The organism is Saccharopolyspora sp. NPDC049357 (genome assembly GCF_040677225.1).
In the GTDB taxonomy this organism is placed as follows: Bacteria; Actinomycetota; Actinomycetes; order Mycobacteriales; family Pseudonocardiaceae; genus Saccharopolyspora.
Window position 1 is genome coordinate 70,930 of sequence record NZ_JBFAQJ010000024.1, and the last position, 18,067, is coordinate 88,996.

Annotated in this window: 13 protein-coding genes; 8 read left to right on the forward strand and 5 right to left on the reverse strand. The window is 69.3% G+C overall.

Features of this window, described 5'->3' with window-relative positions:
• Window positions 1-351: 351 nt before the first annotated feature.
• Complete coding sequence (locus AB0J91_RS20415; protein WP_363871086.1) at window positions 352-1,359, reverse strand: AraC family transcriptional regulator; 1,008 nt, start codon at window positions 1,357-1,359, stop codon at window positions 352-354.
• 183 nt (window positions 1,360-1,542) lie between these two features.
• Here AB0J91_RS20415 and AB0J91_RS20420 point away from each other — a divergent pair, with 183 nt between their 5' ends.
• The 4 genes from AB0J91_RS20420 to AB0J91_RS20435 are packed head-to-tail and all read left to right on the forward strand — an operon-like array spanning window position 1,543 to window position 6,608.
• Entirely contained in the window at window positions 1,543-3,558 is a 2,016-nt protein-coding gene (locus AB0J91_RS20420; protein ID WP_363871089.1) for an alpha/beta fold hydrolase, read from the forward strand.
• Window positions 3,559-3,599: 41 nt separating this feature from the next.
• Window positions 3,600-4,568 (forward strand): metal-dependent hydrolase, encoded by a 969-nt coding sequence (locus AB0J91_RS20425; RefSeq protein ID WP_363871092.1) that lies wholly within the window; start codon window positions 3,600-3,602, stop codon window positions 4,566-4,568.
• A 26-nt stretch (window positions 4,569-4,594) separates the two neighbouring features.
• Window positions 4,595-5,386 (forward strand): SDR family oxidoreductase, encoded by a 792-nt coding sequence (locus tag AB0J91_RS20430; protein WP_363871095.1) that lies wholly within the window; start codon window positions 4,595-4,597, stop codon window positions 5,384-5,386.
• 52 nt (window positions 5,387-5,438) lie between these two features.
• On the forward strand, window positions 5,439-6,608 hold the full coding sequence (locus AB0J91_RS20435) for a hypothetical protein (protein ID WP_363871098.1): 1,170 nt from the start codon (window positions 5,439-5,441) through the stop codon (window positions 6,606-6,608).
• A 71-nt stretch (window positions 6,609-6,679) separates the two neighbouring features.
• Here AB0J91_RS20435 and AB0J91_RS20440 read toward each other — a convergent pair whose 3' ends face one another.
• Window positions 6,680-7,885, reverse strand: a complete 1,206-nt coding sequence (locus AB0J91_RS20440; RefSeq protein WP_363871100.1) for a cytochrome P450 — start codon at window positions 7,883-7,885, stop codon at window positions 6,680-6,682.
• A gap of 15 nt (window positions 7,886-7,900) precedes the next feature.
• The gene (locus AB0J91_RS20445) at window positions 7,901-8,860 is read right to left on the reverse strand and encodes a PDR/VanB family oxidoreductase (RefSeq protein WP_363871103.1); all 960 of its coding nucleotides are present in this window, start codon (window positions 8,858-8,860) and stop codon (window positions 7,901-7,903) included.
• A gap of 106 nt (window positions 8,861-8,966) precedes the next feature.
• Here AB0J91_RS20445 and AB0J91_RS20450 point away from each other — a divergent pair, with 106 nt between their 5' ends.
• Window positions 8,967-9,740 (forward strand): IclR family transcriptional regulator, encoded by a 774-nt coding sequence (locus tag AB0J91_RS20450; RefSeq protein ID WP_363871106.1) that lies wholly within the window; start codon window positions 8,967-8,969, stop codon window positions 9,738-9,740.
• 22 nt (window positions 9,741-9,762) lie between these two features.
• On the opposite strand, the gene lysX is transcribed toward AB0J91_RS20450, so the two are convergent.
• Window positions 9,763-13,143 (reverse strand): bifunctional lysylphosphatidylglycerol synthetase/lysine--tRNA ligase LysX, encoded by a 3,381-nt coding sequence (gene lysX, locus AB0J91_RS20455; RefSeq protein ID WP_363871109.1) that lies wholly within the window; start codon window positions 13,141-13,143, stop codon window positions 9,763-9,765.
• 136 nt (window positions 13,144-13,279) lie between these two features.
• Between lysX and AB0J91_RS20460 the strand changes: the two genes are divergently transcribed.
• From AB0J91_RS20460 to AB0J91_RS20470, 3 genes are read left to right on the forward strand one after another with little or no spacing between them, the layout of a single operon-like run.
• Window positions 13,280-13,891, forward strand: coding sequence for a DUF998 domain-containing protein (locus AB0J91_RS20460; protein WP_363871112.1), 612 nt, complete (start codon window positions 13,280-13,282; stop codon window positions 13,889-13,891).
• Window positions 13,884-14,663: an alpha/beta hydrolase gene (locus AB0J91_RS20465; protein WP_363871114.1), complete on the forward strand. Its 780-nt coding sequence runs from the start codon at window positions 13,884-13,886 to the stop codon at window positions 14,661-14,663. The genes AB0J91_RS20460 and AB0J91_RS20465 overlap by 8 nt, the downstream gene beginning before the upstream one ends.
• Window positions 14,660-15,028: a hypothetical protein gene (locus AB0J91_RS20470; RefSeq protein ID WP_363871117.1), complete on the forward strand. Its 369-nt coding sequence runs from the start codon at window positions 14,660-14,662 to the stop codon at window positions 15,026-15,028. The genes AB0J91_RS20465 and AB0J91_RS20470 overlap by 4 nt, the downstream gene beginning before the upstream one ends.
• A gap of 400 nt (window positions 15,029-15,428) precedes the next feature.
• Here AB0J91_RS20470 and AB0J91_RS20475 read toward each other — a convergent pair whose 3' ends face one another.
• Window positions 15,429-18,008: an EAL domain-containing protein gene (locus AB0J91_RS20475; protein ID WP_363871120.1), complete on the reverse strand. Its 2,580-nt coding sequence runs from the start codon at window positions 18,006-18,008 to the stop codon at window positions 15,429-15,431.
• Between the last annotated feature and the right edge of the window lie 59 nt (window positions 18,009-18,067).

An 18,067-nucleotide genomic window follows, 5' to 3' on the forward strand; every position in this document is an offset into this window, starting at 1 on the left:
CCGGCCGCGGTTGTTCACGCGCGGCTCACCATCCAGACCCAATTAGGTTTGCCTACCCTTGTTCCGGCGGGGACCGTAACGACCCGACGGGGAGATCCACAACCCGGGCGAGGGAGTGCTATGTCACGCCACGTCGACGAATTCGCCACCGCCAGAAGCGCACGTGGCCGCAAAACCGGAGGGCATCGTGCCAACGACGGGATGTCGACCGGCTGGTGCCGGCGGTCCTCGCGAGCGGGAGCGATTTCACTGAGTTGGCGGGCACCTCCGCGGCTTGCTCACTCGGTGACGGGAGGCTCCCGCACCGGCTCGCCACGATGATCCGCCGGGCGAGCCGGCCACCGGAATGGTTCAGCGGCGAGCGTAGGCCTGGGGTGACATGCCCTTCCAGCGTTTGAACGCGGTGGTGAAGGCCGGCGTGGCGGCGTAGCCGAGGCGGCGGCCGATCTCTTCCACGCTCAGCGCTTTGGTGGCCAGCAGTTCCTCGGCGAGGTGTTCGCGGACCTCATCGGCCAGCGCCCGGTAGGAGGTGCCTTCGGCGGTCAGCCGCCGGCGCAGGGAACGGGAGCTCATGTGCAGCTCGGCGGCGACCGTCTCGATGTCGGGCATGTCCCCCGGCTGGGCCGCCAGGCGATCGCGCACCGTGCCTGCGATGCCTGCCCGGGCCCGCCGGTCTGCCAGCAGCCGGCGGCACTGGTCTTCGGTGACCGCCGCGGTGTGGGCATCCGCCTGGGGCAAGGGACGATCCAGCAGCTCGACGGGGACCACGGCGGCGTTGTCGGCGCTTTGGAAGGTCGGCCGCATGCCGAACGCCTTCTCATGCGGTGCGCTCGCAGGAGGAGCGGCGTGCCGGAAGTGCACCTCGAAAACGGCGCCCTGGTCCGACAAGAGCTGCCGGGCCAGGTGAATGCTCGAGGCCATTTCGCGTTCCACCAGGAAGCGGCGGACGTCGGAGGGCAGGTGCGAGCCGTCGAGCACCAGTCGCATCCCGTCGTCCTGCTCGACGGCGGACATCCGGGTGAAGGCGAAGGTCAGGTTCACGTACCGCAGGCCGACGGCGATCGCGGAGCGCAAGGTGGGGCTGCTGGACAGGGCGAAGCCCCAGATGCCGTGGGTGGTCAGGTGGTAGCGCATCCCGGCCTCGATTCCCAACGGCACGTCTTCGCCAAGAGCGTTGAGCAGGTTGCGGATGATCTGAAGCTCCTGGTGGGCGGTCACGGTGGCCTGGGTGTCGGCGAGCGCATCCGGGTCCAGACGGGTCCCGCGCAAGCTGACTTCGTGCGGCACTCCGTTCTCCACGCCCAGTCCGGTCAGCACCAGGGCGCTCGCCGGGGCGCGAGGCAGATCCCAATCGCTCATCGAAGCCTCCCTGTGAGCCTGTCCGGAAATGTTAAATCCTTGGCCACGGAGCGGCTCCCGGTGAACGCCCACGATCTTTAACGTCGACGTAACGCCACTCGCTTCCCAGCTCAGGGCGGCTGTGGCCTCCGACGACTGGTCGTGGCAGTGGACGACCGCCTCGTGGATCCAAGGAGTGCAGCGATGAAGGAACACCGGATCTCCGGCAGCGGCGGGGTCACGCTCCACGCCCGCGAATGGGGCGAGCCGGATGCGCCCACCGTGGTGCTCGTCCACGGCTACCCCGACACCGGCGATGTCTGGAACCCGTTGCTGCCGCACCTGACCGACCGCTACCACGTGGTGGCCTACGACGTGCGGGGTTCCGGCCGGTCCGGGCCGGGCTGGTCCTACGGCGGCTACGAACTCGACCGGCTGGTCGGCGATCTCAAGGCCGTGCTGGACATCACCGCCCCCGGCAAGAAGGTGCACCTGGTCGGCCACGACTGGGGAGCGATCCAGGGTTGGGAGGCCGTCACCGGTACCCGCATCGCCCGCCGATTCGCTTCCTACACGGCCTTCGGCGCTCCCTGCCTGGATCACGCCTCCTGGTGGATCCGCGACCGCCTGCGCCACCCCATCCCGCGCCACATGGCCGCCCTCGCCGACCAGATGACCCGCTCCTGGTACATCTGCGCGTTCCACCTGCCCGGGATCGCCCCGCTGGCGTGGCTGTCGAGAGCCGGACGGGCCTGGTTCGGTCTGATGCGCCGCCGCGAGGGCATCCGCCCCGGACCCGAGTACGCCGGCCCGAATGCCGCAGACGCCAAGCGCGGCATGTGGATGTACCGGGCCAACTTCACCCACAAGCTGCTGCACCCCGGAGACGGGCGCACGGAGGTCCCGGTGCAGGTGGTCATCGGCGGCCACGACCTGTGCGTGGCCCCGGGGATGTACGAGGAGACCGCTTCCCGGTTGCCCCACCTGTGGCGGCGGGACCTGCCCGAGGCCGGGCACTGGATCCAGCTGACCCACCCCGAGCGGCTGGCGGCCTGGATCGGCGAGCTGGTCGAGGTCACCGAGGACCGCGCCCGACGCGAGCAGGCCCAGGCACCGGCGAAGAAGCCGCGGCACGGCACGTTCCACCCGCTGCGCGTCGCGGAGATCGAGCTGCTGACCGCCGACAGCGTGGCGGTCACCTTCGACGTACCTGAGGAACTGCGCGAGGCCTACCGGTTCACCCAGGGTCAGCACATCACCGTCCAGACCGACCTGGGTGGCGAGGGCGTGCGCCGCAACTACTCGATCTGCGAACCGGTGAGCTCCGGTCGGCTGCGCATCGGCATCAAGCTCCTGCCGGGCGGGACGTTCTCCACCTACGCGATGGAGCAGCTGCAGGTCGGGGACGTGCTGGAGATCATGACGCCCACCGGGCGGTTCTTCACCGAACTGGATCCGGCCAACGCCAAGCACTACGTGGGCATCGTCGGCGGCTCGGGCATCACCCCGATCCTGTCCATCCTGGCCACGGTGCTCGAGGAGGAGGAGAAGAGCCGGTGCACGCTGCTGTACGGCAACCGGACCTGGGACTCGATCATGTTCCGGGACGAGCTGGCCGCACTCCAGCGCCGCTTCCCCGACCGGCTGCGCATCCGGCACTACTTCAGCGACGAGCCCGCAGACAGCCCGATCCTCGTCGATGGCGACGTGGCCGCCGGGCAGCTGACCCCCGAGGCCCTGGCAGGCCTTTTCGAGGAGTTCGTGCCACCGGAGGACGCCGACGAGTGGTTCCTGTGCGGGCCGCAGCCGATGGTCCTGCCCGCCCGCGACACCCTGCTGGCCCACGGGGTCGATTCCCAGCACGTGCACCTGGAGCTGTTCGTCGCCGGGTCCACCCGTCAGCCCGGGGTGGACGAACCCGCCGCCCCCGCAGGAGTGGCGCCCAGCGAGGTCACCGTGATCGTGGACGAGGAGGAGACCTCGTTCCCGCTGGTGCCCGGCACCGAGACGATCCTGGACGCGGCGATGCGCATCCGCGGCGACATGCCCTACTCGTGCCTGGCCGCTGCGTGCGCCACCTGTCGAGCCAAGGTCTGCACCGGCAGCGTCGAGATGGCGGCCAACAACGCCCTGCACGACGACGAGATCGCCGACGACTACGTGCTGACCTGCCAAGCGCGGCCGACCACTCCCACCGTCGTCGTGAACTACGACCTGTGACGTTGCCGCATCGAATCCTGAACCAACCCCTGGAGAAACCCATGGACTCGTCTGGAGACACCCCCACGAACCCCACGACCTCCTCGGCGGAGGACCACGCCGCGATCCCCACCGTGCGCCAGGTCAGCTTCGACTGGTCGAACACCCCGCTGCACTGGGTCAAGGCCGACGATCCGTTCGTCGGCCACATGATCAACGTGTTCCACATGCTGCTGCCCCCGCTGGAGCGCTGGTTCATCCACGACTACCGGCAGATCCTGCCCCGCATCACCGACCAACTGCTGCGCGAGCAGGTCCGGGCCTTCATGGGCCAAGAAGGCGTGCACGCCGTGGCCCACACCACCGCCTTGGACCACCTGCAGGCCCAAGGGATGGACTGCACCGCCTACATGGAGCGCGTCGAGCACGTCTTCAGCCAGATCCTCAGCGACGACACCGCCCCGCGAGCCCTGCGCAACCGATGGCTGGAAGCCCGGATCGCCGCCATCGCAGCGCTCGAGCACTACACCGCCGTGCTGGGCCAGTGGTTGCTGGACGCCGAGGAGCTCGATGCGGTCGGAGCCGATCCGGTCATGCTGGACCTGCTGCGCTGGCACGGCGCGGAAGAAGTCGAGCACCGAGCCGTGGCCTTCGACGCGTACCAGCACATCTCCGGCAACTACCCGCTGCGCCAGACCGTCATGATGACTCTGGTCTTCCCCAGCCTGATGAAGCTGATGATCGACGGCGCGGCGTTCTTGATGCTGGCCGATCCCACCGTGGACGAGCCGACCAAGCGCCGCTACCGCGGCAGGCTGCGCGACGCGCAGGTGCTGCGCGAATGGCGCCGAGCCGCCAAACAAGGGCTGCTGCCGCGCCCGAAGTTGCTCTTCGAGGCCATCCCGCAGTTCCTCAACCCCAAGTACCACCCCATCGAGCACGGCTCCACCGACCAGGCCCTGGCGTACCTGGCGAGCTCGCCTGCGGCCCAGGCCATCAACGGACCATCGGCCGAGTCCAACCCCGACTGACCGCCCTGCACATCCGAGGAGATCCCATGCGCCGCAAGGCCGTCTTCATCACCGGGGCCGCCCGCGGCATCGGCCGCGCCACCGCCGAGCACTTCGCCCGCGCCGGCTACTTCGTCGGCCTCTACGACATCGACGCCCACGGCGCGGCCACCACCGCGAAGGAAATCGCCGCCACCACCGGCGAGGGCACCACCACCTCCAGCGCACTGGACGTGGCCGACCCCGCCGCCTGGCAGGCCTGCCTCGAGCAGTTCTGGTCCGCGTCCGGCGGACGGCTCGACGTGCTGGTCAACAACGCCGGCATCCTCACCACCGGCGACTTCGCCGAGGTGCCCCTCGCCCGGCACGCCGCCATCGTGGAGATCAACTTCAAGGGCATGCTCAACGGCTGCCACACCGCCTTCCCGCACTTGAAGCGCACCCCGGGTTCGGTCGTGGTCAACCTGTGCTCGGCCAGCGCCATGTACGGCGTAGCGGGCCTGGCCACCTATTCGGCGACCAAGGCCGCGGTCCGGTCCCTGACCGAGGCCCTGGAGATGGAATGGTCGCGCCAGGACATCCGCGTGTGCGATGTGCAGCCGACCTTCGTGGCCACCGACATGGGTGCGGTGTCCATGCCCGGCACCCGCATCAAACGCCTCTCGGGCAGCCTGACGGCCGAGAAGGTGGCCAAGGCCGTGTTCGCCGCGGCCGAGCATCGGCCCCGGCTGCCGCACCCGCACCGCATCATCGGCCGCCGGACGAAGGCCACCGCCGTGGTCAACCGGGTGGCCCCCTCCTGGCTGATCCGCGAGGTGTTCAACCGGCTTTCCCGCTGACCAGAGCATCCGCCCCCGAAAACCGGGCACCGCACTGAAAGAGGAGACCCCGATGGCCGCGACCCCCACCGCCGCGCGCAAGCGGCTCAACCCACTGCCGACCGCACCTACCGCTGCCCCGCCGCTGGCCATCCCGGTCCCGGAGGTCGTCGAGCTGGGCGCGCCGATCACGACGTTGGAGCGCATCCACCGCACCGAGGGCGGCCCAGGTGCGGGCTTGCGGATGGCTCGCACGGCCGCGGCCGACTTCAAACGCGAGTTCACCGCCACCGGCACGCCCGCGCACGTGTCCACCCACGACCTGATCACTCTGCCGTACCCGACGAAGTTCGGGCTGTGGCGCGCCCCGGTGTCTCCCTCGCCGTTCTTGTTCATCACCAACCGGTTGGTGATCGTCCGCTGGACCGACACCGACGGCCAGCGCAGGACCCTGCTGTGGGAGCCCAGCGACACCGAGCTGGACGGCAACACCCCCTACTTCGCAACGCTGCAGGCCCGCACCCCCAAGCCGCTGATGGGCACCGTGGTCCACTTCAAGGCGACGGTGCTCGAGCGCCTGGCCGAGGTGGGCATCGATGCCGGCGAGGTCGACTACGTGGCCTTCGACCACCTGCACACCCAGGACGTGCGCCATCTGATCGGCACCACCAAGCCGCAGGCCGACATCTCGCCGAACGCCCCGGTCCCGGCCTGGCTTCCGAACGCCAAGCTGGTGGTGCAGCGCACCGAACTGGAGGCCATGCGCGACCTGCACCCGCTGCAGCGGCCGTGGTACCAGCCCGAGACCTACGTCGATCTGGACCCCGAGCGGATCATGCCCATCGACGGCGACCGGCTGCTGGCCCCCGGGGTGGCCATCATCCGCACCCCTGGGCACGCCACCGGCAACCAGACCCTGGTCCTCAACACCGACACCGGCGTGTGGGCGCTGTCGGAGAACATGATCGCCACCGAGTGCCTCACACCGGAGCACAGCAAGATCCCCGGCGTGAAGGGCTGGGCCCGCAGCTGGGGCCAAGAGGTCATCCTCAACGCCAACGTGCTGGAAACCACCGCAGCGCAGTACAACTCCTGCGTGGTGGAGAAGACCCTCGTCGACCGCTCCCAGCGCGACAGCCGGTTTCTGCAGTTCTTCCCCACCAGCGAGCTGACCGCCCGCCCGGTCCTCAGCCCTGGGACCAGCCCCACCTTCGTCCACGGCGAGCTGCGCCACGGCTCGTAACGCCCATCAGCACGGGTACCGACGCATGCGTCAAAGGTGCGAACGACTGCGATCACCCTCGACGACGGGCGTTAGTTCGCGACACCCACGCGGACGGGAACGGAGTCCCATGCGCGGAGGGTGTTGTTGTGGTGTCGGATGGGTGTGCCGTCGAGTTCCATGGTTTCGATCCGGCGGGCGAGGGCGGTGAGCAGTGCTTCGGATTCGAGGCGGGCGACGTGCTGCCCGACGCATTGGTGCAGGCCCATGCCGAAGCCGACATGGCCGGAGGGATCGCGGGACAGGTCGAAGGCATCGGGGTTTTCCCAGCGGCGGGGGTCGCGGTTGGCGGCGGCGAGGAACATCAGAACCTTGTGGCCCTCCGGGATGTGGACATTGCCTGCAGTCACTTCGGTGGTCGTGGTGCGGAAGAACGTTTGCACCGGCGATTCCCATCGCACGGCTTCGTCGAACGCCACACGCGCCAATCCGGGGTTGTTCCGCAGCCGTGCCCACTGGTCGGCGTGCGTGGCGAAGGCGTACAGCACGGCCGAAAGCGCGTGCACGGTCGTGTCGACTCCGGCGGTCAGAAGAGACCGCACGATCAGCGGGGCCTGTTCCGGCAGGATGTCGCCGCGGTCGGCGGCGGCCCAGATGTCCGCACCGAAGCCCTCAGGGGCGAGGGTTTCGCGACAGCACTGCTCGCCGACCCAGTCCGACAGCTCCTCGACCCGGGGCGCGCCTTTGGCGACGAGGGCGTTGTTCGGGCCGAACGCGTTGAACGCGTGGTCCCCGTAAGGCAGCAGGTTCTCCCGCCCCGCCACCGGAAGCCCGACGGCGTCCGGGAACACCCGCAGCGGAAAGACATGGCTCAACTCGGCGGCACCGTCGAACCGCGTTCCCCGGGCCAGAACCTGGTCGACGAGCTCGTCCGCGTCGGCCATCCACTGCTCGCGCAGCCGGCGCAGGGCGCGGGGACCGAGGACCTTGCTCAGCACCCGACGTGGCGCGTCGTGATGAGGCGGGTCGGCCTCCAGCAGCAGACTCGGTTGCCGCCAAGGCTTTTCGGTGCGGAAGTTCGCCAGACCCACGCCTGCGGCGGACTGGAACCGCTGCCAGTCGGTGAGCGCGGCACGCACCTGCTCGTAGCGGGCGACGGCGAAGACGTCGTACTCGGGCAGGTACACGACCGGCCCGGCTTCCCGCAGTTCGGCGTGCAACGGCAGCGGGTCTTCCAGGACGGCGTGATCGAACGGGTCACCGACGATGACCGGACACGGTGTTGTGGGAGTCGTCATGGTTGCCTCCGCGGGTCACAGGTCGAGGACGAGCCGGTCGGACAGGGAACGGGACACGCAGACGAACATGCAGTCGTCCGCGGTGCGTTCGTGATCCTCCAGAATCGCGTCGCGGTGCTCAGGACGGCCCGCGAGCACAGTCGTTTCACACGTGCCGCACGTGCCCTGGCGGCACGACGACAGAACGTCGACGCCCGCGTCCGCGAGGGCGTCGAGCACGCTGGCCTCGGTCGCCACCGTGACGCTCCCGCCGGTGCGGGCCAGCTCGACTTCGAACGGCGCTGCGCGGGCGGGCGCGGCGGAGTTGTCGCCGACGAACCGCTCGGTGCGCAGGGTGTGCGGCGGCCACGCGGAGCAGGTGCGCTCGACCGCGTCCAGCAGCGGCGCCGGGCCGCAGGCGTAGATCTTCACTCCTGGGCGGGGGACGCCGAGGAATCCGGGTAGGTCGAGCAGCCCGTGCTCGTCCTGCGGGCGGACCTCGACGCGGTCGCCGCAGGCGTCGAGTTCGTCGAGGAACGCCATCGCCGCGCGGGTCCGGCCGCCGTAGAGCAGCCGCCACCGGGCCCCGAGCAGCTCGGCTTGCCGCACCATCGGCAGGAGCGGGGTGATCCCGATACCGCCGGCGACGAACAGGTACTCCGGCGAGGGCACCAGTGGGAAGTTGTTCCGCGGACCCCCCGCACCGACCACGTCGCCGACGTCGAGCGCGTCGTGCACGTAAGCCGATCCACCACGCCCACCGGGCTCGCGCAACACCCCGAGCCGGTACTGCCGCGGATCCCAGCGATCGCCGCACAGCGAGTACTGCCGGGTCATCCCGTTCGGCAACACCAGGTCGATGTGCGAACCGGGAGTCCAGTCCTTCAGCCGGCCGCCATCGGCGGCGACCAACTCGACCGCCACCACGCCATCGGCCGCCACGGTCTTGCTCCGGACGCGCAACCTGGCCACGTCCCGCGCACTCATCAGGGTCATCGTTGATCCTTCCTCGACGTGCCCCACGACCGTCGCCGATGTCCGGATCAACGCAAAACGAACTCTCAATGGACAAGACGACCGGTGACTCACGACACTCAGGGGTATGCCACGAGCCGCCACCGGCGAGTCGTCCATCGCGCGAGCCGCGCGGATCATCGCCGCGTTCACCGCCGAGGAGACGTCCCTGACCGTCACCGAGATCGCGCGGCGCACGGGACTGCACATCGCCACCGCTTCCAGGCTCATCGCCGAACTCACCACGCACGGGCTGCTCGCCCGGGGTCCCGACCGCGACGTCCGGATCGGCGTCAGGCTGTGGGAACTCGCCTCCCGGGCATCCCCCATCTCGTCGCTGCGCGACGCGGCGATGCCCTACCTGGAGGACCTGCACGCGGTCGTCGGCCACCACGCCCAACTCGGCGTGCTCGACGGCGACGACGTGCTGTTCGCCGAACGTCTCTCCGCCCGCGACGCCGTGATCAACTACTCGCAGATCGCCGGACGACTGCCGGTGCACGCCTCCTCCAGCGGACACGTGCTCGCCGCCCACGCACCACCCGAGGTCCGAGATCGCGTGCTGCAGCAGCCGATGCCCCGCTACACCGCGGCGACGATCACCACCCCGGACCAACTCGACCGCGCGTGGGCAGCCGTGCGCAGGCAGGGCTACGCCTTTCTCCCCGGCCACGTCCACGAGGACGCAACCGGTATCGCCGTCCCCGTCCGCAACACGCTCAACGAAGTCGTCGCCAGCCTGTCGATCATCGTCCCCAACGACGAACACGCCCAAGCGGGCATCCCCGCACTCCTGGCCGCCGCCCGCGGGATCACCCGCACGCTCACCAGCCACCGCCCACCGAACAGCCGGCCAGGCTGAAGCAATCCCTCGCCCGCGAAGGTCAAGTCGAAGACACGACCGCGCCACGCGCGGGACGGGTCAGTGGAAACGGCAACGTCTCCCGAATCGGCCGACCGGTGAGCAACATCAGCAGGCGGTCCACTCCCAGCCCGAGTCCGCCGGTGGGCGGCATGGCGAATTCCAACGAGCGCAGGAAGTCCTCGTCCAGCTCCATCGCCTCCGGATCACCACCGGCCGCCTGCAACGACTGCTCGGTCAAACGGCGGCGCTGCTCGATCGGATCGACGAGTTCGGAGTAGGCGGTTCCGATCTCCACGCCGAAGGCGACCAGGTCCCAGCGTTCGGCCAGCCTCGGGTCGTGGCGGTGGGGGCGGGTCAGCGGAGAAACGTCGACGGGAAAATCGGTGTAGAAGGTCGGACGCGTCGTGTGGCGCTCGACCAAGCGCTCGTAGAGCTCGACCACGAACGCGCCACGTGGCCAGTCCGGATCGCAGGAGACCTGCGTCCGCTCGCACAACGACCGCAAGTGTTCCGGCGGAGTCTCCGGGGTGATCTCCTCCCCCAACGCCGAGGACAACGCCTCGTGCACGGTGATCACCGGCCAGCTTCCGGACAGGTCGATCTCCTCGGCATGATCGCCGGTGCCCTGCCGCCGAGCTACCGGCGCCCCGTGCACAGCAGTGGCCGCGGCCTGCACCAGCTCTTCGCACCGCTGCCGCATCACCGTGTAGTCGGCGTGGGCCTGATAAGCCTCCAGCATCGTGAATTCCGGGTTGTGCCGGGCCGAAACCCCCTCGTTGCGGAACGTGCGTCCGAGTTCGAAGACCCGTTCCACCCCGCCCACGCACAGCCGCTTCAGGTAGAGCTCCGGGGCGATGCGCAAGTACAGCGGCATGTCGTAGGCGTTGATGTGAGTCCGGAACGGCTGCGCCGAGGCACCACCGTGCACGGGTTGGAGGATCGGCGTCTCCACCTCCAGGAACCGGTCGGCGGTCAGCGTCGAGCGCAACGCCTGCAAGGCGGCCGAGCGCGCCCGCAACATGTCCCGGGCCTCGGTGCCGACGATGAGGTCCACCGAGCGTGCACGAGATCGGGTCTCCGGATCGGTGAGACCGGCATGCTTGTCCGGCAGGGGACGCAGGCACTTGGAGGCCAAGGTCCAATCATCGGCCAACACCGTGGTCTCGCCGTGACGAGTGGTGATGACCTCCCCCTGCACCGAGACCTGGTCGCCGATGTCGATCTCGTTCTTCCAAGCTCGCCACCGAGCTGTACCCGTGTCGGAGGTGGTGAACATGGTCTGCAGGTCCCCGGACCAATCGCGCAAGGTGGCGAAGCACAACCGTCCGTGGTCACGCATCAACACGACTCGGCCGGTGACCGCGGTGCGTTCGCCGGTGCGGGTGTCCGGTGCGGTTCCGGCATGCCGGTCGACGATCTCCGCGCAGGAATCGGTGCGCGGGACCTGCACCGGGTACGGATCGCCCCCGGCTTCCCGGATCTTGGCGACCGTGTCCAGGCGAACCCGCATCTGCTCGGGGACCGATCGCCGACGGGGCTCCTGCTCGTGCGGCTCGATCACCGGCATCCGGTCCTCACCTGGTGCGGCCGCGGCAGGGGTGGCGGTGCCACTCGAACCGAGCAGGGGTACGAACCCCTCGGCCACCGCGGAGGCGAACCCGACTCGGGCCAGATCGCGCCGATCGCCGAAACCGATGAACCGAGGCACCCAGTCGGGCTGGTACTTGGCGTTCGAACGGTACAACGACTCCAACTGCCACCAACGCGAGAAGAACAGCAGGATCCCGCGCCAGGACCGCAGCACCGGACCCGCGCCCAACCGGGCACCACCCTCGAACACCTCTCGGAAGACCGCGAAGTTCAGCGAGAGCCGCTGGAGGCCCGCAGGCGTCGCACCCCGCCCGCGCCCTCCCGAACGCGCCAGGGAGCTGATCATCAACTCCACCAGCCCGTTGTCGCTCCCGGGCGCCCGGCGCATGGCTTCCAAGGACAGGCCGGTGCGCCCCCACGGCACGAAGGACAGCATCGCGCACACCTCACCGTCGGTGTTGACGGCTTCGACCAGCACGCATCCGCCATCGGCCGGGTCGCCCCAGCGGCCCAACGCCATCGAGAAGCCGCGTTCGGTGTCGCCTCCGCGCCACCGAACAGCACGGCGAGCGACCTCGGCCATCTCCTCCGCCGAGATCTCCTCCTGCCTGCGGATCCGCGCCCGGTATCCGGCGCGATGCAACCGGTTCACCGCCTGGCGCACCGGCCGCATCTCGCGGCCTTCCAGGTTGAAGGTGGACAGATCCAGAACCGCTTCGTCGCCCAACCGAAGGATCTTCAAGCCGGCCCGCGCGTAGGCGCGGGCGCCGCGCTCGCCGGCACCGATCACGGCCGGCCGCCAGGCGTAATCCCGGCACATCCCCAGCCATCGCTCGATCGCCGGTCCCCACGCTTCGGGGTCACCGAGCGGGTCACCGCTGGCCAGGCAGACGCCTGCGACCACGCGATAGCTGATGGCGCCCTTGCCGCTGTTCGAGAAGAGCACCGCCTTGTCCCGCCGCGTTGCGAAGTACCCCAACGAGTCGACCTCGCCGTGATCGGCCAACAACCTCCTCACCCGGCGCTCGTCGGCAGCAGGCAGAACCGAGGCGGTGCGCTGGGATCGGAAGAGCACCGCCAGCGTGGCGAACAGCGTGGCCATCCCGAACGTGCCGAGCACGAGGTTCACCCAGCCCGGAGCTTCCCCGGTACGGGTGATGTCCAGGGTCACCGCACCTCCCAGGACTCGTTCGACCGTCCAGCTGAACTGGTCAGCGGAGTCGTGCAACGAGCCTGAGAACGCCGTGACCAGTCCGTAGCCCAGCACGATGAACACCGCGGCGAGTCCGGCGAACGTCACCAGCGCCTTGGGCACGCTGGCACGCTGCACCCGTCCGTAGAACTGCCGCGAGGCCAACCCCAGCACCACCATCGCGGTCATGGTGAGCAGCACGTTCGCACCCAGCGACCACCGCAGACCGCTCGGCAGCACCTGGTCGACGAAACCCGGCTCCCACGGGATCGCCAGGACGATCAGCAGCACCAGCCCCGACAGGAGGAGTTGCAAGGCCAGCACCAGCAGCAGGATCCAGTAGGCGATGCGCTTGCGGCGCCCCAACGCCCCTGCCAACACCAGCAGGAAGGCCGCATATCCGAGGTTCGCAGGAGCGGGGAACAGCACCAGGTCGATGAACTCGCGCACCGGCTGCATCCCGCTTCGGAACGCCGCTCCGACAGCGGCCAAGGCGCACAGGGCCGCGATGCACGCCAATGTCCCGGCCACGATCCGCGGGACTCGAGCCGTCCAGACCGGCTCAGTCGCAGGCACCCACTCGCTCGGCGACCGGCCCACCGATGCTGCCCGACCCATCCGTACCTCCTCCACTTAAGCTGGCATGCAGTGGACGATCGACGCTGACCTCACGACCCTAGGACAGTTCATGCTGGCCGACTCCGATGCCCGGGTTGCGGCCCGGTGGGAGGCCCGTGTAATCGCGGGATGCTGCGTGGGCGCCGCTGCGCTCTACAGCCTGTGGCTGCTGGGACCGTGGATCAATCCGGATCTGGACGCGCTCAACGGCTACGTCAGCGAATTCGCCGCCCGTGACCAGCCGGGGAGCCGGCTCTTCCGCATGGGTGACGGACTCGCCGGGTTGCTGGCCACCGCAGCTGCCGTGGCCGGGATCCGGTACGACGGCCGCGGGGTCGTGGGGTGGAGCGGTCTGCTGGTCTTCGGCGTCGCCACCGGGCTGGACGGAGCGCTGACCCCGATGACGTGCGCGAGCTTCGTCGACTCGGGATGCGCGGTGCGAGAGCTCGTGGGAGCGCTCCCCGCCACCCACACGTTGCACGAGATGACCAGCTCCGTTGCGGCGCTGGGCATGCTCGTGGCCATGGGCGGCCTGGCCAGGGCCGGTATCGGGCCGCACGCGCGCTGGGGCTGGGCGTGGTGTTCGGTGACCGGGCTGGCAACGGTGGCGACGCTGGGAGCGCTGTGGATGGGCACGGGAGCCGGGGTGACCCAACGAGCGCAGCTCGGCCTCATCGCGACGTGGCTGATCGCATTGGCCGTCAACCACACCCGCCGAACGCGATCCGCGGGTGGCATCGATGCCTGAATCGCCCGCGGTGCTGCTGACCTCGGGAATGGCCGGTGCTGCCTACGACTGGGAACCCGTCCTGACCGCGTTGTCAGCGCCGCATCGCGTGCATCGGCTGGAACGCCCCGGCCTCGACGGGCGCACTCCCCGACCAGGGTTACCGAGCCTGCACGACGAGGCCGACCGACTGAGCGCCGCCGCGGACCGACACGGCGGTGCGGTGGTGGTCGCGCATTCGGTCTCGGCGCTGCACGCCGAGGCGATGGGTCGACGGCATCCGAGCTCGCTGCGCGCGCTCGTGCTGCTGGACCCGAGTTGCGGCAGCGCTTCGCCGCACCCGGAGTGGTCGCTGCTGGCCGCAGAAGCGCTGGGCCGCCACGCGGCCACCTGCATCGCACCGTTCGGACCAGCCATCTGGACGGCCGGTGCGCGCGCGCAAACGTCCCGACCGCTGCCACCGGCAGTGCGAGCGGCAGGACGTGCACGATTCCGCTCACCGGCCGCGCTCACCGCAGCATGGCAGGAATACCTCGCCTTCGAGCCGATGCTGCGAGACCTCGCCGTGCTCCGACAGCGCACGACGTTCCCTCCCGTTCCCGTGTGGATTCTCACCGCCGTCGGTGGGATGCGCGCGAGCGCGGCCGTGCGGTGGACGAGGTGCCACACCCGCCTCGCACGGCTCCTGGGAGGTCACCACCGTCTGCTGCCCCACAGCCGGCACCAGTTGGCATGGGAATGTCCGGACGTGGTGGTGGAGACCATCGAGGCCGCGACGGAAAGTGGGAGATGAGGACCGGACTGGCGCTGGCACTGGCACTGGTCGCCCTGGTGCTTACCGGCTGCGCGGACCCGGCCAAGGCGATCTCGGCCGCCGGGCACCGCAACGCCGTATCCCTGGGCGCTCGGACCGAGTTGGCGAAGCACGGCGTTCTGCTACGAGAACGCCCGGCTTGCCGCAGCACCGGCGCCGAGACCGCCCGCCTCGGCTCCGACTTCACCGTCGAGTGCACGGCTTCGACACCGGACAACGCAGCGGTGACCGTTCACGGCGTGGTCACCGCAGCGGGCACCCCGGCCCAGCGAGAGGACTACGTCATCCGGCTCGACAACAGGATGTTCCTGCACGTCAACTGCCTGGGCACCGGCTGCCGGTGACGCCCACCGGCTTCCGGTCGATCGGTGATTCGCTGGCGCACCTCATCGTTCGGCGCCTTCTCGAGAATACGCTTGTTGTCGAACGCTTTTGGATCGCGCTTGTAAGCGCCCAGCTTCTCCTCGTCCTCTTTGATCAGACGTTCCTAGGACTCCACGGAACATAGGTCCGAAGCGGACAGATCAGCCTCGTCCTGGGTGGTTTCCTCCAGAGGGCCGAGCGCTCATGCCCCGTCCGGTGCCCGGGCTGCCCTCCAGCTCGACGGTGGGACACCGACCCAGCGCCGGTAGGGCCAGCTATGGCCGCTGGCTGCGGTGCCAGTGGTGCTGCGGCCGGGGTGGCTCGGCGGGGATCCTTCGTGGGAGCCGTGCGCCTGGTGGTCTTGCTCGAGGTCGCAGTGGGTCAGTGGGTGGTTGGTTCGATGCGGGTGTGGGTGAGATCGGGCAGTGGGGTCAGGCGGGTCGCCAGCGGTTGGGCGAGACGCAGCAGGACGTGTTGGTCGTGTTCGCGAGCGTGGTGGTCCAGGACCTGGAGTGCGTGGCGGTCGAGGAAGGTCAGTCCGCGGTCGTTGATGATCAGTTCGTCGTGCTGGGCGTGACGCAAGGCCTGGGCGAGCAGCGCGGCGCAGGGCAGGTCGATGTGCCCGGCGAGGGCGAGGTGGTCACTGCCGTCGGTGTTGGGGTGGTCGGTGTAGAGCCGGAACGGGCTGGTCTGGGGGCTGGTCAGCGGGTGCAGGCAGGCAATTTCGGCCACGGCGGCGCTCCCGAGCTCGGCGAGGTCGTAGGCGCAGAGCGCGGTGACCGGTTGGTGGCTCATCACGTGGTCGATGAGGTATTCGAAGTGGGCGAAGGCTTCGCGCTGGGTGCGGGTGCGGACCATCTCGGTGGCGTCGACGATCGTGCGGAATCCGCTGTAGCCGGCGGCGAGGGCCTCGTTGGTGACGTCGATGCGAACGGCCACGGCTGCGTCCGGGTCGACAAGGCCGACGGCACCGGCGCGATAGGCCTCGTGCACCGAGGACACCTTGAGCGCGCCCGTGTCGAGGGCTCCGGCGAGTGCGTCGTCGGCGGCCAGCTGTGCCCGTAGCTGCCAGGTGGGGGCGTTGCCGACGTATTCGACCTGTTGGCCGGCCGACAGGCCGTCGAGGGCATATTCCCGGGCGCGGGCTTGGAAGTCGTCCGGGTGCTGGTAGGCCCAGCACAGGTGTCCGTCAGGCACGAGGTTGCGGGCGTCGGTGACCTCGCCCTGCCTGCGCCCGCCCGCTCGGGCAGCCTCGGTGTCCGGCTCTGACGTGCTGCTGTGCTCGCCCTCGAGTTGAGGGGGTAGTTCGGTGCTGGGCAGCGCACGGGACCCTCCTCGGGTGATGAGGGTGTGCAGCTCGGGTGCAGGGACGGCGCCGGCGAACAGAAACCCTTGGAAGGTGTCGTAGCCGAGGGCGGCTAGCCGATAGAGCTGTCCGGTGGTTTCCACGCCTTCGGCCACGCAGGTGCTGTTTCGGGCGTGGGCGATGCTCAGGGCGGCCCCGGCGATCGCCGCATCGACCGGGTTGTCCTCGATACCGGCTACGAAGGTGCGGTCGAGTTTGATGACCTGCACGGGCAGTTCCTTGAGGCGCTCCAGCGTGGAGTAGCCGGTCCCGAAGTCGTCCACGGCAAACCGGGCCCCGCGTGCGACCAGCTCACTCATCGCCTCGTGAGTGCCGGGGGCGAGGTCGAGCAAGTCGGTTTCGGAGATCTCCAGAATTAGGCGATGCCAGGACAGCGCGGCGTCGGTGACGATCTCGGTGACGGTCGAGCCGAAATCGGGCTCGTGCAGCAGCTGGCTGCCGAGGTTGACCGCGACCCCGACCGGGCCGTGGGGTTCGGGCCAGACCGCGGCCTGGCGCACCGCGGTACGCAGCACCCACCGGTCCAGCTCGTTGAGCAGGCCAGCGTGACGGGCTGCGGGCAGGATCACCCCCGGGGACAGCCAGCCGTGCTGCGGATGCGGCCAGCGCAGCAGCGCCTCGGCGCCGATCACGTTGCCGGCCCCATCCACGACGGGTTGGTAGTGCAGCTCCAGCTCGTCGTGAGCGAGGGCCCGGCACAAGTCCCCTTCCAGACGTACCTCGTGCTCGACGGAGGCGACCAAAGCGGGATCGGCGCGGACCACGCGGCCGGGGCCTTGATCCTTGGCGTGATACATCGCCGTGTCGGCGAAGCGCAGCAGATCCTCGGGGGTTTGCGCGGAATGATGCACGGTGGCGGCTCCGATGGAGGCCGACACCCCGACCACGTACCCGTGCGGAGCCGCGGTGGTTCTCAGCAACCTCAGGACCTCGTCGGTGAGCTTCTCCAGGCCACCGGCCGCGACCAAATCCGAGCAGATGACGAGGAACTCATCACCGGAATGCCGGGCCGGCGTGCACCCGTGCGGCAAACCGGCTTCCAAGCGCTGCGCGAGCGCCACCAGGAGTTCGTCGCCGACCTCGTGGCCCAGCGCGTCGTTGATGCGCTTGAAGTTGTCGATGTCGCAGAACAGCACCGCCACCTGCCGGTCGGCTTCCGCAGCTTCCTCGGTCAGCAGTTGGCTCAGCAGTTCCTTGGTGCCCCTCCTGTTGAGCAGCCCGGTCAGCTCGTCGTGGCTGGCCTCGTGCTCCAACACCCCGATGTCGTGACGCCGCTGGCCGACGTCGACGAACGTGGTCAGCCACGCGCGGCTGCCATCGCCGCGCGTGGTCGCGATGCTCGACATATCGCAGAACACGCAGTGCCCATCGGCACGGACCAGCCTTCGCTCGTCCCCCGTGAACTCGTCGGCCCGCTCCCCCGGGTGCAGCAGGTCGACCGCACTGAGCCGCAGCAGCTCCTCGCGCGGGTAGCCCAGCAGTGCGCCGAGCGCCGCGTTGGCCTCCAGCACGCGTCCGTGGGTGTCGAACACAGCCGTAGCCACCGGCAGGGCGTGAAACCACCCAGCCCGCTCCGCGGTCTGTTCGTTGACCATAATTCCTACCCGCGCCCTATCGGTGCACACTCAAGGCTAGGCCCCATCGTCAGATGAGA